We start from the raw sequence: 15,193 nt of genomic DNA, 5'->3' as shown, positions 1-15,193 counted from the left end.
TCATGGGTTTAGGGTAGATGTTGAGTCAGGTGGCAATGCGCGGATCGATGCCATACTGGGCCGTTGCGTCCAGATGATCGCGCAGGGTGGCACCTTCATAATCTCGATGAAAAAGACCACGTTCTTGAAGAGTCGGGACAACGCCGTCGACAAATGCGTCGATACCGTCGTCGTTGATGTCGGGTGAAATCCAGAAGCCGTCAGCTGCCCCGGCCTCAAACCATTTCTGCATATGGTCTGCCGCTTCAACGGGTGGGCCGACGATGGCCGGGTGATAATCGATCACGCCGTGGGCCAATATGTCTTTCACACTCCAACCCTCGCGGGCAATCTCCAACGCGTGCAGCGCGCGCGGGTCGAATGGCGATGGGTGCGCTGTCGCCAGCTGCATTGGCGACAGCGGTCGGTCAATCAGCGCGAGATCGAAACTCAGGCCTAACATCTGCCCCAGGTAAGCAGCCTGCTGGGCAAAATAGCGCTCGTTGAGCATCGTTCGACGATCCAGCGCCTCGCGACGGGTGTTCGCAATAGTCGTCATCAAACCGGGAATGAATTTGATTTCATCCGGATGCCGACCAGCGTTTACAGCTGCGTTGCGAAAAGCCTGCCTCTGCGCCTGGGCATCTTCCACTGTGAAGCACGCACCGATCACCGCAGTTGCATACCGACCGGCAAACTCAAAGGCATTGCGGCCGCCGCCCGCATGAAAAACGACTGGCTGTCCTTGCTCGGAAGGAGGGATGTAAAGAGGGCCGCGAGAGCCTACGTACTGGCCCTGAAACGCTACGGGTGCGATCTGATCCGCCTTTGCGAATTGCCCGCTGACTTGGTCGTGAACCCACGCGTTTTTGCCCCAACTCCCCCACAAAGACTGCACCAGTTGTGCAAACTCGTTGGCACGCGCATAACGATCTGCACTGGACGGGATTCGCTGGCCATAGTTTGCGGCCACGTCATTGCCGCTTGAGGTGACGGCGTTCCAACCCGCGCGACCATGGCTCATGATGTCGAGCGCCTTGAATTGCCGCGCGAGGTTGAATGCTTCATTGAACGTCGTGGATCCAGTGGCTACTAAGCCTATGCGTTCGGTACCACGCGCCACGGCTGCCAGTGTCATCATCACATCAAGGTTGAAATGAGGCGCCTCGTTTTCAATATCAGCCACCGCGCCAGGGCCATCGGGCAGGAAAATGAACTGAAATTTTCCACGCTCTGCCGCTCGCGCCTGACGTACTCGCGCATCGAAGCTCACGTAATTTGTAGGATCGACCCACGGCATGCGCCATGCGCCGGGTTGTGAACCGTAACCGTTACCCAGATGCAGGCCGATGATCATCATGCTCATAACCTTCCCGCCTTGCGGCCACCTGTCTTGAGATAGGCAGTGCCGGTGAGCCTGACTGTGTCCACCCGGACACCTTGGTATGGCGAATGCCACGGATAGGGATCTATCATGCCGTCCTAACTCCCCAGTATTAGCCAATGCATAAAAACGGAAAGCTCCTCCGCTTGTCTTGAGCTAATATATGGAGATGCACTCCGGATATCAAGAGCCAAATCACAGCCATGCCTACACAACCCTCGATACGGCCCCCACGGGCCGATGCATTGCGCAACCGAAACCATATTCTGGAAGTCGCAGGCCTCGCCTTTGCCGATGAGGGCGTCGACGTCTCCATGGACAGTATCGCCAAACGTGCAGGGGTCGGCCCCGGGACCTTGTACCGCCATTTTCCGACGCGCGACGCCCTGCTGGCTGCTCTGATGGAGGTGCACTATGCGTATCTCGATCAAGCACGCATGGCCATCCAAGCCGATGAGCCAGATCCTGGAATTGCGCTGGACCGTTGGATCGAAGCCTTGGGAACCTGGATGAATGCATACGAAGGGCTACCGGAACCTTTGCGTGCGGCCTGGTCCCAGCCGAGTTCTGTTCTCCGTCCCACCTGTCAATCACTCGTCGATGCTTCCGACGTATTTCTTGAAGCTGCGCAGCGCAATGGTGATGCGCGACCTTCGCTGACCGGACGCGACATCTTTCTTGCGGCGTTGGCCATTGCTTGGGCAGGCGCCAATACTGGCGGGGCCATCGATACGCGTCAGGCCTTGCAGGAGGTCTTGCGTACTGGCTGGGCGCTACCGGTCTCTGCGCAAGATGGGCTTCATGAGAAGTAAAATGGCTCATCTCCCTGCTCGCCCATCGCCGTGTTAACCAAGTAGTGCGCAGCACGCCATTTGCCTGTACGCCTTTCCTATTGCTGCCGGGTCTAAGCTGACGCGACAGCTATCCGGGCGTTCTGCGCTGCATTCTTGAAGCTCGCAATCTGATCAAAGCTCAAGTATCTGTAAATGTCAGAGGACATTTTCGCGATCACTTCTGCGTGCTGCATGTACTCATCCAGGCTGGGAAGCTTGCCAAGGATCGCAGCCACGGCGGCAAGCTCTGCAGACGCCAGGTAAACATTGGCCCCGTCTCCCAGACGGTTTGGAAAGTTGCGCGTCGAGGTCGAAACAACGGTCGAGTCTGGCGCGACGCGAGCCTGGTTGCCCATGCACAACGAACACCCGGGAATCTCGGTTCGAGCACCAATACGCTTGAACACATCGTAGAACCCTTCCGTTCTCAGCTGGTGCTCGTCCATTCTGGTGGGTGGACATAACCAAAGTCTGGTCGGAATCGAACCAACCTGCCGATTCAAAAGTGTGCCGACGGCTCGGAAATGGCCAATGTTGGTCATGCACGAACCGACGAAAACCTCATCGACTTTGCTACCACTCACGTGTGAAAGAAGCTGCGCATCATCAGGATCGTTAGGTACACAAACGATCGGCTCGATAATGTCGCTCAGATCGATCTCGAGCACGGCCGCATAGTCGGCGTCGGGATCGGCGGACATCAGCGACGGGGTACTCAACCAGTCCTCCATCGCGGCTGCACGCCGCTCGAGTGAACGGGCATCACCGTAGCCCTCGGATATCATCCAGCGCAGCAGCGTGACATTCGAGTTCAGATATTCAGCGACAGCTTTCTCTGGGAGCTTGATCGTGCAACCTGCTGCAGAGCGTTCGGCCGAGGCATCGGACAGCTCGAATGCCTGCTCGACGGTCAAGTGATCGAGACCTTCAATTTCAAGAATCCGGCCGGAGAAGACATTCTTCTTGCCTTTCTTCTCGACCGTCAGCAACCCTGCTTTGATCGCGTAGTACGGAATGGCATGCACAAGATCCCGTAGGGTGATGCCTGGCTGCAATGTCCCTCTGAACCGAACCAGAACCGATTCAGGCATATCCAGAGGCATCACACCCGTCGCTGCCGCGAAGGCCACCAGACCTGAGCCGGCCGGAAACGAAATGCCCAGCGGGAAACGCGTATGGGAGTCACCGCCGGTGCCGACCGTGTCAGGCAGAAGCATTCGATTGAGCCAGCTGTGGATGATCCCGTCGCCTGGCTGCAGTGATATGCCTCCTCGGTTCCTCATGAAGTCCGGAAGGGTGTGATGAGTCATAACGTCTACAGGTTTGGGATACGCGGCGGTATGGCAGAAGGACTGCATTACCAGGTCTGCGGAAAAGCCCAGGCATGCCAGATCCTTGAGTTCGTCTCGCGTCATGGGCCCTGTCGTGTCTTGCGAGCCCACCGTGGTCATCTTCGGTTCGCAGTACGTTCCTGGCCGAATGCCTGCAACGCCACAGGCCTGGCCCACTATCTTTTGCGCAAGGGTGAAGCCTTTTCCAGAATCCGCTGGCTGCTCTGGCTTATGGAAGAGCATAGAGGCTTCGAGCCCCAGTTCGACCCGAGCTCTTTCTGTCAATCCACGACCGATGATCAGAGGGATTCGACCGCCGGCTCGTAGTTCGTCGAGTAGAACAGGGGTCTTCAGACTAAACCTTGCTACGACTTCGTCCGAGTCGTGCTTACAGACCTTCCCTGCCAGGGGGTACACATCGATGACATCCCCCATGCTCAAAGCCGAGACATCGAACTCAATCGGAAGCGCACCGGCATCTTCCATTGTGTTATAGAAAATGGGGGCGATCTTGTTTGCGAAGCAGAATCCTCCCGCACGCTTGTTCGGTACGTGAGGTATGTCATTTCCAAAGAACCACAGTACCGAGTTGGTAGCCGACTTGCGCGACGAGCCGGTCCCAATCACATCGCCCACAAAGGCAACGGGATAGCCTTTGGCACGTATGTCTTCGATCTGCTTGAGCGGACCAATTTCACCGGGGCATTCCGGCTCGATACCGTCACGGGTCATTTTGAGCATGGCCCTGGCATGCAGTGGAATGTCCGGACGCGACCAAGCATCTGGCGCTGGAGAAAGATCGTCCGTGTTCGTCTCCCCCGCTACCTTGAAGACGGTCAGCGTGTATTTATCTGCAATAGCCGGTCTGCTGGAAAACCATTCACCCTCGGCCCATGATTGCAGCACTTTCTGGGCATAGTGATTTCCCGCTCTGGCTTTGTCCGCCACATCACGAAACGCATCGAACATGAGCAGTGTGTGCTTGAGCTGCGCCGCTGCTTCTGCAGCCAGAGTGGGGCTATCCAATAATTCGACCAAGGTTGAGACGTTATAGCCGCCCTGCATGGTGCCAAGCAGTTCAACGGCCTGCAGTGGGCTTATCAAAGGAGAGTGCCCGGTGCCGTGTGCAATGGCCGACAGGAAGCCCGCTTTTATATACGCGGCCTCATCGACCCCAGGCGGCACACGGTGTGTGATCAACTCCAAGAGCAGTTGCTCATGCTCAATGGGTGGCGACTTCAAAAGCTCCACCAGCGCCAACGTTTGTTCCGGGTTCAGAGCCAACGGGGGCAAACCGAGCGCCGCTCGTTCACGTACATGATCGAAGTATTTCTCTAGCACGTTGTCATTCCTGATCTGGGGCCGTGGGACATCGACCAGCTGTAGGCAATGCCGTTGGCATCAGCCCTGAAAATCGGACACTCAGTTCACCGCTACCAGGTTTTAGGTACGCGAACAAAGCCGTTCATGAGCACTCGGGCACTGCGACTCGTCACCATGCGATCGATGTGCACCACCTCATGGTGACGCTCAACGCTCGGGTCCACTTGCAAGGTTTCGCTGGGAAACATCGCTTTGCCATCGCCATCTGCGCCGGAAGCGGAGTCGAAGAACTCGAGGACAATCTCTCCTGCTGGAAACGTCACACCCTCCAGCTCGAAATCACCCAACTCCTGCACTTCGGCATCCCTGATGGGAACCTTCGCCAGCACGGTCCTGCCGATATTCTTCTGCCATATGCGAACGGTAGCGATACCGTCGAGGGGAACGCGTGCGAACGGTAGCAATGCGTTGCTGATTGCAAATGGGCCCACCGCAGCCGATAGATCTGCGCAGCTTCCAGACCAGTCGACGAGGGCGTCATCGATCGACACCTGTCCAAACAGATAATCGACATCATGATCAGGGACTTGGCTGCGGCTGACGATCACCACCTTGCTGGTGCTGGAAGTGGCTCCTCCCATTCCATCGATCTGTTTGCCATAGGGGTCGGGACTTCCGATGATTCGAAGAACCAGGGCATCTCTCTCGACACCGGGTCGTTGGGCCTCTCTGGGTAGATCGTCAAGTGAGAAAAAAACGCCCTTGCTGGCTCCGCCTCGCATGTAGGTAGCGGGAATTCGCAGTTGTGCCGGATGACTCATGACGCTACTCCCGTCTTATGCCGGTGCATTTTCAAAGAAGTCTTCTGCAAAGCGCTGCAACACCCCACCGGCCTCATAGATCGAAACCTCCTCGGCCGTATCCAGACGACAGGTGACAGGCACCTCAAGGGAGGTTCAGCCGCATCCACGAGGCCCGACCCAGCATGACGTTCTCAGCCTCCAAACCACCTACACCCACCGCGATGACGCCAAGCGCATCGACATGGGGAGTATGGCTATCGGTACCTACCAAGGTATCGGGAAAAGCCACCCCGTCCTTCACTTGAACCACCGGGGGCATTTTCTCCAGATTGATCTGATGCATGATCCCGTTGCCGGGGGGTATGACCTCCACATTTTTGAACGCTTTCTTTGTCCACTCGATGAAGTGAAACCGGTCTTCATTGCGGCGATCTTCAATCGCACGGTTTTTGATGAAAGCGTCGGGGTCGTAGCCCCCGCATTCCACAGCCAGCGAGTGGTCGACTCTGACCCGCAGGATTCATCGACGCCCACCGACAAAGCGGGTCGTTACGCCCGACTCCGCGCAAAAAGCGCGTCGAGCTTTTGCTCGTACTCGTGGTAGCCGATTGACTCATACAGCTCCATTCGGGTCTGCATGGTTTCCACAGCGCCTCGCTGGGTGCCCGTTCTACGAAGAATTCGATAGACGTTTTCCGCCGCTTTGTTCATCGCTCGAAAGGCCGAGAGCGGGTACAGCACCATTGCCACATTGACCGAAGCCAGCTCGTCAGTTGTATAGAGTGGGGTTGAGCCGAATTCCGTGATGTTGGCCAAGATGGGCGCCCGCGCCCGTTCAGCGAATTGCTCATACATGGCAAGTTCGGTCACTGCTTCGGGAAAGATCATGTCCGCCCCCGCTTCGACGTACGCAGCTGCACGGTCCAGAGCCGACGCTACTCCTTCGATCGCCAGCGCATCGGTGCGGGCCATGATGACGAAATCCTCGTCTGTTCGAGCATCGACAGCAGCCTTGATTCGATCGACCATTTCCCGCTGGCTGACGAGTTCTTTGTTGGGGCGATGGCCGCAACGTTTGGCACCGACCTGATCCTCGATATGGATTGCACCGGCGCCGAACTTGATCATCGACTTTACCGTTCGCGCAATATTGAACGCCGACGAACCAAAGCCGGTATCGACGTCGACCAATAATGGAAGATCACACACATCGGTGATACGGCGAACGTCGGTCAGAACATCATCCAGACTGCTGATTCCGAGATCGGGTATGCCCAAAGATCCAGCTGCTACCCCTCCTCCAGAAAGGTAAATGGCGCGGAAGCCAGCGCGTTTCGCCAGTAGCGCGTGGTTCGCATTGATCGCGCCTACAATCTGTAACGGACTTTCCTGCGCTACCGCTTGACGGAAGCGCTGACCGGCAGAGGTTATCGTCATATCGACCTCACTTATTATTATGGGCGACTTCATGCGGCAAACCGAGGCCGCAGCCGAACGCCAAGCGCCAGCCCTCATGAGACCGCAGTTACTTAGGGACACCAGCGATGGTTATTTAAATTTGCATATGACAGGTGAATCAGAAATGGCCCGAAGCTGAGACTCCGGGCCGGATGTCGCAATGTTCCAGGACAGCGCTTGCGATCAAGCGATAGCTTTCTGTGGTACGGCTTTTTCAGCGGCGTCTTTCAGGCTAAGCACCAAGGAAGTAGCATCCATGTCTGCGCCGCCGTTATCCATGTGTTTTTTCAAGATGGCGTGGGCAGCTTCGGCTGTGGCGATCGTGGCACCCACTTCGCGGCCTGCCTCCATGGCAAGGCTGAGATCCTTGGCCAGCAGCCAGGTCTTGAAGCCTGCTTTATAGCCCTTCGATGCGGGGGCAGTTGGAACTACACCCACACCAGGATTCCAGACGCGGAACGTCCAGTTATCGGCAGTGGATCGAATGGCAATTTCGAAAAACTCTTTCAGGTTCAGACCCAGGCGCTCGGCCAATGCAGTGGCTTCGCAGTTGACCGCGACGCAAACCCCCATGATCAGGTTGTTGACGACCTTTGCTGCCTGGCCAGCCTCCGGACCACCGGCATGGGCGATGTAACCACCCATCGGGCCCAGCAGCTCCTTGACGCGGGCCACGTGCGGGTCTTCACAACCAATCATGAAGGTCAGACTGCCATCTATGGCCCCCTCGGTACCACCGGAGACGGGCGCCTCGGCAAAGATTCGACCGGCTTTCCTGGCAGACGCATGTACAGCACGGGCGTTTTCAATGCCAATGGTGGAGCAGTCGATGACCACGGTGCTTGGATCAATGCTGGCAAATACACCGTTCGGACCGGTCAGGACTTCCTTGACCTCGGTACCTGTAGGCAACATGGTGAATACGGCATCGACACCCTTACAGGCTTCAGCCACCGTCGCACAAACTTCGACGCCGTTTTTTACAGCCGCTTCACGGGCAGCAGCGTCAATATCCACACCCCTCACGGTGTAGCCGGCATTCAACATATGTTTGGACATAGGGATGCCCATGAAACCAAGACCGATCCAAGCGATAGTTTTCATTTTTGTTCTCCATTGCTTTACAAGGGTTATGCCAAACAGTCAGGCGCGATTATCGTAGGTTGTCCAAGTACAGGCGTTTACGCTGCACGCTTGGATTAACGCTGATCGATTGCTTTGATATAGGGGTTGATGCTGACTTCACTCCAAACATTGTTTAGAGCAAACGGATCATTTTTCTGAAAATTTGTAGCTTGCTCGAGAGATTCTGCTTCCACCACCAGCATGCTCCCAATCTTCTTTTCGCTGTCGGTGGACGTGTAGGGCCCGGCGACCAGAATCTTGATCGATGCACTTTTAAGGTAAGCACGATGCGCGTCGTAGAACTCATCACGCAAGGTGGGTGTAGATGGATTATCTCTGCAGTAGATGACGTAGAGCATGCTGCACCTATTATTGTTTTTAGACGTTCCAACGAAGCCAGACTTCCGAGGAAGTATCCTGCTCGATGGAATGACGTTACGCCCGCCGGTTGTGCCTTCACAACACAATAAATACACATCCGGCGTGCAAAAAATCACTGACGTCCAAAGGTGCCTACCCGTGCTACTACAGGAAGAGCTGCTGGTTGGCACCGACCTCGTCCGCGATGAACCTGGCGACTTCGCGTATGTGCGCAGCTTTGCGATGGTCCTCATGCACATGCATGTAGAACGAGCGCTTGATGTTGACCTCGTCAGCCAGCACGGGAATCAACTTGGGGAAGGAGTTTGCGATGTAGGCAGGCAGGATGCCCAGGACCGTCCCTCCCAGCACCGTGTGCAACTGAGTCAACAAATTGGTACTGCGCAGGCGCGACACCAGATCAACCTTCAGACCGCTCGAAAAATTGAGCTGAGGTGCGAACAACAGTTCTTCAACGTACCCCACGAACGAGTGCTGCTGCAGATCCTGCTGCGTCCGTATTGGAGCAGCCTTATCGAGGTATTCACGAGTGGCGTAGATCTGCAGGCGATAATCCGTGAGCCTGCGAGAAGCTACACGCATGTGTTCCGCTGTCGCCAGGCTGATGCCGATATCAGCTTCGCGTTTGGAAAGACTGAACACGCGAGCGGCGGCATAGATCTCGACCTCAAGATTGGGGTGTCTCCGTGTCAGTTCGGCCATGCGCGGGGCGAGGAATACGCTGCCGAAACCATCCGGGGCACCGATTCTGACCAGACCGGAGATTTGCCCCAGGTCACTCTCGTCACTTTTGTAGGACAGCAGAATGCTTTCCATACTTTCAACCGCATTCAGCACACGTTCCCCCTCAGGGGTGAGTTCGTAGCCCGAATTGCTTTTGTGAAAAAGCCTGATGTTCAACCCATCCTCGAGCGCAGAAACGTGCCTCGCAACGGTTGTGTGTTCCGTTCCCAGCGTTTCGGCAGCGCCCGACAAGGTTCCGGCTCGGGCAACGGCTAGAAAATACCGAAAATCATCCCAGTTCTCTTTTTTTTGTTTCTTTGCCATCACTCGGCTCCTGGTCTTGGTGCGAACCTCTTGAGGTTCCTGCCATCAACTCCCTGCTGAAAGCCGGAGCAATGTGTGGTTCATGAATACGTCTGTGGTCGCGCGAGTGTACGCAGATGCAAGCTTGGCTAGGTAGCGGCCGGAGTCTGCGCCATGATCCAACTGCATTGGAACTGCACACCGCCCTTCCTCACCAGGCTTGAGTACCTCGAGCAACGCGCACCGATTTTGTGTCTCACGTAGCTGCTCCGTATGCGAGATCACACGGCCCATAACGACGCTGCCGCGTTGCATTGGGCTGTGCGAGGGATAGAGGGTCACATGCCGGCCATCCCGCCTTTTTTGCACATCCGTTGAGCACATTCTGCTCTGTGCCACGCTATAAGGCGCTCATAGACTCGGCCTCATTACCGCTGGCGCTTGAAGACAAAGCATCCGTTGTAAGAAGCATGAACCATCGGTTGAAAGTTAAATTGTTGGAGGGTGAACTCCAATGATCCAACGATGGCGGCCTATCCAATTGGCCGGCAGTCAAGAACAAAAACAAAATGAGCCCACCGGGCCGAGGAACTGCAAATGAGTGATATTGCGCACACCGAAAGCGTCGGCGCGTCCGAAATAGGACGCCAAGACAGAAAAGTTATTTTCGCCTCGTCCCTCGGGACTATATTCGAGTGGTACGATTTCTTCCTGTATGGCGCCATGGCGGTCATTATCGGCAAGCACTTCTTCTCCGGCGTCAACGACACTACTGCCTTTATTTTCGCTCTGATGACGTTCTCTGCCGGCTTCCTGGTAAGGCCCTTCGGCGCACTTGTGTTTGGTCGTTTGGGCGACATGATCGGCAGGAAATATACATTCATGGTGACGATCGTCCTCATGGGTGTATCAACTTTCCTCGTAGGTATCCTTCCCACTTATGCGTCTTGGGGTATAGCTGCTCCGATCCTTCTCGTCGTTCTGCGCATGCTTCAAGGCCTGGCGCTCGGCGGAGAGTATGGCGGAGCCGCGACCTATGTCGCAGAGCATGCGCCAAGAAACAAACGTGGAATGTTTACTGGCTGGATTCAGTCAACAGCGACCTTTGGATTATTGCTTTCACTGCTGGTCATCTTGATCTGTCGCAAACTCACCGGTGACCAATTCGAAGTGTGGGGCTGGCGGATCCCATTCCTCTTGTCTCTGATTATGGTAGGTATCTCCGCCTGGATTCGCATGAGCATGCACGAGTCGCCCTCTTTCAAGAAAATGAAGGAAGAAGGCACCACAAGTAAATCGCCTATCCGGGATTCGTTCGGTTCCTGGGAGAACTTGAAGGTTGTACTGATTGCGCTGTTTGGGATCAATGCCGGTCAGGCAGTGACTTTCTACACCTCGCAATTCTATGTCCTGTTCTTCATGACTCAGTTTTTGAAGATGGACCCCGCACAGGCCAACACACTGCTGATCATCAGCGTTGTCATCGGCGCCCCGTTCTTCGTCATATTCGGATCGCTGTCCGATAAAATTGGCCGCAAGCCCATTCTGATGACGGGATTGCTACTGGCTACCGTTCTGTACTTCCCGTTGTTCAAAGCCCTGAGCCATTATGCAAACCCGCAGATCTCGCAAGCCAGCATGACGGCACCCGTCACGGTGACTGCAGACCCTGCATCGTGCACCTTCCAATTCGACCCGGTTGGCAAAGCCAAGTTTGATAGCCCCTGCGACAAGACAAAGGCTTACCTGGCCAAGATGGGTATTCCTTATGAAACCATTGCCAGCCCGGCTGGCAGCGAGATCGAGATTGCCGTCGGCAGCACGGTGCTCAAGGGTTTCGATGCTGTAGCCATCAAGAACGTGACCGTGGCGGCGGGTTACCCATCCAGCGCTGATCCGGCGCAGGTCAACCAACCCATGGTAGTCGCGATCATCGTCGCTCTGATTCTGATCGCCTGCATGACCTACGGTCCATTGGCAGCCACGATGGTGGAATTGTTTCCGACGCGTATACGTTACACCTCGATGTCCTTGCCTTACCACATCGGTAACGGTTGGTTCGGGGGACTGCTGCCCACCATCTCTTTCGCACTTGTGGTTTACACAGGAGATATCTACTACGGCCTCTGGTACCCCGTCCTCATCACAGGCGTCAGTCTCGTCATTGGCGTCATTGCACTCAGAGAGACCAAAAACGTTGATCTCGATGCCGTAGAAACTTCGAAGTAAGCATTGACTTTAGAACTGTAAACAAGGAGACATCATGAATGCTTCATTGAACAAGAACAATACTACAGTGGCTCAGGTCAAGTTGCTGATCAACGGAGAATGGGTCGACTCCAAGACGAAAGAGTGGCTCGATGTGGTGAACCCGGCCTCCCAAGCCGTATTGGCGAAAGTGCCGATGGCCACTCAGGAGGAAGTCAAAGCTGCCATCGACGCCGCCGAGCATGCGTTTCACAGCTGGAAAAAAACACCGCTTGGCGCACGCATGCGCATCATGCTCAAGCTTCAAGCGCTCATCCGTGATAACTCCAAGCGCATCGCTGAGGTATTGAGCGCCGAACAAGGCAAGACCATCGCGGATGCTGAAGGTGATATCTTCCGAGGCCTGGAAGTCGTGGAGCACGCGTGTTCAATTGGCAGCCTGCAAATGGGCGAGTTTGCCGAAAACGTCGCAGGGGGTGTGGACACTTATACCCTGCGGCAGCCCGTTGGTGTATGTGCCGGTATAACGCCCTTCAACTTCCCCGCCATGATTCCACTGTGGATGTTTCCGATGGCGATCGTTACGGGTAATACCTTCGTACTCAAACCATCGGAACAGGATCCGCTGTCCACCATGATGCTGGTCGAACTGGGACTGCAGGCTGGTATTCCGGCCGGGGTCCTTAATGTGGTGCATGGTGGTAAAGAAGTCGTCGATGCCCTCTGCACCAATTCAGCCATCAAGGCTATCTCGTTCGTAGGTTCCACGCACGTGGGTACCCACGTCTACAACCTGGGCAGCCAGCACGGCAAGCGTGTTCAATCGATGATGGGCGCCAAGAACCACGCCGTGGTGCTGCCTGATGCGAACCGCGAACACACATTGAATGCACTGGTTGGCGCAGGTTTCGGCGCAGCCGGTCAGCGCTGCATGGCCACCTCGGTGATCGTCTTGGTAGGCGAAGCCCGCACTTGGCTGCCCGATATCAAGGAACTGGCTCTGAAACTGAAAGTCAACGCCGGCTCTGAACCGGGTACCGACATCGGTCCAGTCATTTCAAAGCGTGCCAAACAAAGGATCCTGGATCTGATTGAAAGCGGTGTACGTCAGGGCGCGAAGTTAGAGCTCGATGGCCGAAATATCAATGTCCCGGGTTTCGAAAACGGCAATTTCATCGGGCCGACCCTGTTCTCAGGCGTCACCACCGATATGGATATCTACACCCAAGAGATCTTCGGTCCGGTTCTCGTCGTCCTCGAAGCCGACACCTTGGACGATGCCATTGCCCTGGTGAATGCCAATCCCTTCGGCAACGGTGTGGGGTTGTTTACCCAAAGCGGCGCCGCTGCCCGCAAATTCCAAAGCGAGATCGACGTCGGTCAGGTGGGTATCAATATTCCGATCCCGGTACCCGTACCGTCGTTCAGCTTTACCGGTTCGCGTGGTTCGAAACTTGGTGACCTTGGCCCCTATGGCAAGCAGGTCATTCAGTTCTATACGCAAACCAAAACCATCACAAGCCGCTGGTTTGATGACAAAAGCGTCAGCGAAGGGGTCAATACGACCATCACATTGAAGTGAGATGTAATGCCCGGCTCGATGCCGGGCAGCGGTGTACATCATCCTGGTATGGTCACTGGCCGCATTTTACAGAGCACGCTGTCTCCCAAGTCCGGGCTATCAGCGTGAAGGCACCACGGCAGTGAGGCCAGTCACCCGCTCAGAATCCCTACCCCCAGGTGTCCAGATATGACTTTTCCATGTCTGGACACCGTGACGTCCTCCAGATGCAATTCAGTAAGCTTTGCAAACGATGCTGGCCGGCATCACTGCGCGCGGTGTAACGGAAACCCTCCGAACAACACCCCTCCCACCAACAGCGCCAGGCTCGCAAGCACTGCCCACTTCAGGGCAAATTTCTGGTGGTCACCCAGGTCGACCTTGGCAAGCGCGACCAACAGGTAGAGCGATGGCACCAGGGGGCTCAACAGGTGCACGGGCTGACCGACGATGGAAGCTCGCGCGATTTCCAGCGTCGTGAACCCGTAAGTGGTAGCCGTTTGGGCCAGCACTGGCAGGATGCCAAAATAGAATGCGTCGTTTGACATGAAGAACGTGAAAGGCAAGCTGACCACGGCTGTGAATACCGCAAGGTACGGGCCGAAGCTGTCTGGAATGACATGCAGCAAGCTCTGCGCCATGGCATCGACCATGCCGGTGCCTGAAAGAATGCCGGTAAAAATACCTGCAGCGAAAATCACCGACGTTACGGCCAACACGTTTGCGGAGTGTGAAGCGATGCGCTCCTTCTGCTGCTGCAAATGGGGGTAGTTCAATGTCACGCCAATACCGAAAGCGACCATGAACAGTACTTGAATGGGCATGAGGCCCAGCACCAGACAGGTCAGCAATCCAATGGTCAGTATCAGGTTTGGCCAGAACATTTTCGGACGCCGATTCCTCGCGCATTCCTCTGCATCGCCGTTACCCAGCGCAAGTTCACCATTGGCAAAGTCCTCGACATCGACGATGCCAAGCCGGGCCCGTTCGCGGCGACCGATGATGACTGCGGTGAGCATCAGCACAGCGCAAGCCATCAGCATGGCTGGAATCATGGGCAGGAAAATATCCAGGGCATCGACGTGCAGCGCTGCAGCTGCCCGCGCGGTAGGGCCTCCCCACGGCGAGATGTTCATGATCCCGCTCGCAATGTTGACCACGCACGTCAAGCCTAGAACACTCATGCCGAGCCGTTGGTAAAGAGGCAGGAAGGCAGCGATAGCGATCATGTAGGTGGTGGAGCTGTCACCGTCCAGGGAAACGAACAGCGTCAACACCGCTGTACCGACGACGACCTTGAGTGGATCACCCTTGACCAGCCGCAGTATGAAACGAACCAGCGGGTCGAAGAGGCCTGCATCGATCATGATGCCGAAATACAGAATGGAAAACGTCAACATCACGCCTGTCGGGGCAAGCGCCTTGATGCCATCCAACATCATTGCGCCCAGCCCTGTCCAGAAACCGCCGATCGCCGCAAATACAATAGGCACCAACAAGAGTGCAATAAGGGCAGTCATGCGCTTGGTCATGATCAAATACATAAAGCAACAAACCATCGAAAAGCCGAGAATAGCGAGCATGGCGATACCCTATCTTTAATGTGAATTGCTCAGGCGCACGGCGCACCGGCATGTAGTCGCGAACTGACTAAGTTGCGACCCATCAAAAATAAGATTTTCTTTCCAACACCCATGACCGGACGACTTGCATCGTTTGATAGCAATCATTGAAACTTCCTCATTCATTGTTTTTATCATTGGAGGCTGTCGATAGCGTAT

10 protein-coding genes and 2 pseudogenes are annotated in these 15,193 nt (G+C 55.6%); 3 read left to right on the top strand and 9 right to left on the bottom strand.

Annotated elements, in window-relative coordinates; translation table 11 throughout:
* Positions 1-25: 25 nt before the first annotated feature.
* The gene (locus IFT76_RS08990; RefSeq protein ID WP_192057983.1) at positions 26-1,339 is read right to left on the bottom strand and encodes an NtaA/DmoA family FMN-dependent monooxygenase; all 1,314 of its coding nucleotides are present in this window, start codon (positions 1,337-1,339) and stop codon (positions 26-28) included.
* Positions 1,340-1,566: 227 nt separating this feature from the next.
* Between IFT76_RS08990 and IFT76_RS08985 the strand changes: the two genes are divergently transcribed.
* Positions 1,567-2,175 (top strand): TetR/AcrR family transcriptional regulator, encoded by a 609-nt coding sequence (locus IFT76_RS08985; protein ID WP_192057981.1) that lies wholly within the window; start codon positions 1,567-1,569, stop codon positions 2,173-2,175.
* A 92-nt stretch (positions 2,176-2,267) separates the two neighbouring features.
* Here IFT76_RS08985 and acnB read toward each other — a convergent pair whose 3' ends face one another.
* The 7 genes and pseudogenes from acnB to IFT76_RS08950 all read right to left on the bottom strand — a co-directional run bounded on the left by acnB (position 2,268) and on the right by IFT76_RS08950 (position 9,664).
* Positions 2,268-4,868: a bifunctional aconitate hydratase 2/2-methylisocitrate dehydratase gene (gene acnB / locus IFT76_RS08980; RefSeq protein ID WP_192057979.1), complete on the bottom strand. Its 2,601-nt coding sequence runs from the start codon at positions 4,866-4,868 to the stop codon at positions 2,268-2,270.
* Positions 4,869-5,059: 191 nt separating this feature from the next.
* Positions 5,060-5,671: pseudogene (locus tag IFT76_RS08975) on the bottom strand (PrpF domain-containing protein); the annotation flags it as partial.
* Positions 5,672-5,807: 136 nt separating this feature from the next.
* Positions 5,808-6,158, bottom strand: a pseudogene (locus tag IFT76_RS08970) (aconitase family protein); the annotation flags it as partial.
* A 44-nt stretch (positions 6,159-6,202) separates the two neighbouring features.
* Positions 6,203-7,090: a methylisocitrate lyase gene (gene prpB / locus IFT76_RS08965; RefSeq protein ID WP_192057975.1), complete on the bottom strand. Its 888-nt coding sequence runs from the start codon at positions 7,088-7,090 to the stop codon at positions 6,203-6,205.
* Positions 7,091-7,294: 204 nt separating this feature from the next.
* Complete coding sequence (locus IFT76_RS08960; RefSeq protein WP_192057973.1) at positions 7,295-8,215, bottom strand: NAD(P)-dependent oxidoreductase; 921 nt, start codon at positions 8,213-8,215, stop codon at positions 7,295-7,297.
* A gap of 95 nt (positions 8,216-8,310) precedes the next feature.
* A complete protein-coding gene (locus tag IFT76_RS08955) occupies positions 8,311-8,595 on the bottom strand; it encodes a YciI family protein (protein WP_192057971.1) in 285 nt (94 codons plus the stop codon).
* Positions 8,596-8,761: 166 nt separating this feature from the next.
* Positions 8,762-9,664, bottom strand: coding sequence for a LysR family transcriptional regulator (locus IFT76_RS08950; RefSeq protein WP_192057970.1), 903 nt, complete (start codon positions 9,662-9,664; stop codon positions 8,762-8,764).
* 576 nt (positions 9,665-10,240) lie between these two features.
* Between IFT76_RS08950 and IFT76_RS08945 the strand changes: the two genes are divergently transcribed.
* Positions 10,241-11,872: an MFS transporter gene (locus IFT76_RS08945; RefSeq protein ID WP_192057968.1), complete on the top strand. Its 1,632-nt coding sequence runs from the start codon at positions 10,241-10,243 to the stop codon at positions 11,870-11,872.
* A 34-nt stretch (positions 11,873-11,906) separates the two neighbouring features.
* A complete protein-coding gene (locus IFT76_RS08940) occupies positions 11,907-13,433 on the top strand; it encodes a CoA-acylating methylmalonate-semialdehyde dehydrogenase (RefSeq protein WP_192057966.1) in 1,527 nt (508 codons plus the stop codon).
* A gap of 245 nt (positions 13,434-13,678) precedes the next feature.
* Here the strand turns inward: IFT76_RS08940 and IFT76_RS08935 are convergent, their stop codons facing one another.
* Positions 13,679-14,995 (bottom strand): CitMHS family transporter, encoded by a 1,317-nt coding sequence (locus IFT76_RS08935; protein ID WP_192057964.1) that lies wholly within the window; start codon positions 14,993-14,995, stop codon positions 13,679-13,681.
* Between the last annotated feature and the right edge of the window lie 198 nt (positions 14,996-15,193).

The organism is Pseudomonas sp. CFBP 13727, from assembly GCF_014841915.1.
Classification (GTDB): domain Bacteria; phylum Pseudomonadota; class Gammaproteobacteria; order Pseudomonadales; family Pseudomonadaceae; genus Aquipseudomonas; species Aquipseudomonas baltica.
Note: the sequence above shows the minus strand (reverse complement) of the source record. Positions and strands in the feature narration are given on the sequence as shown.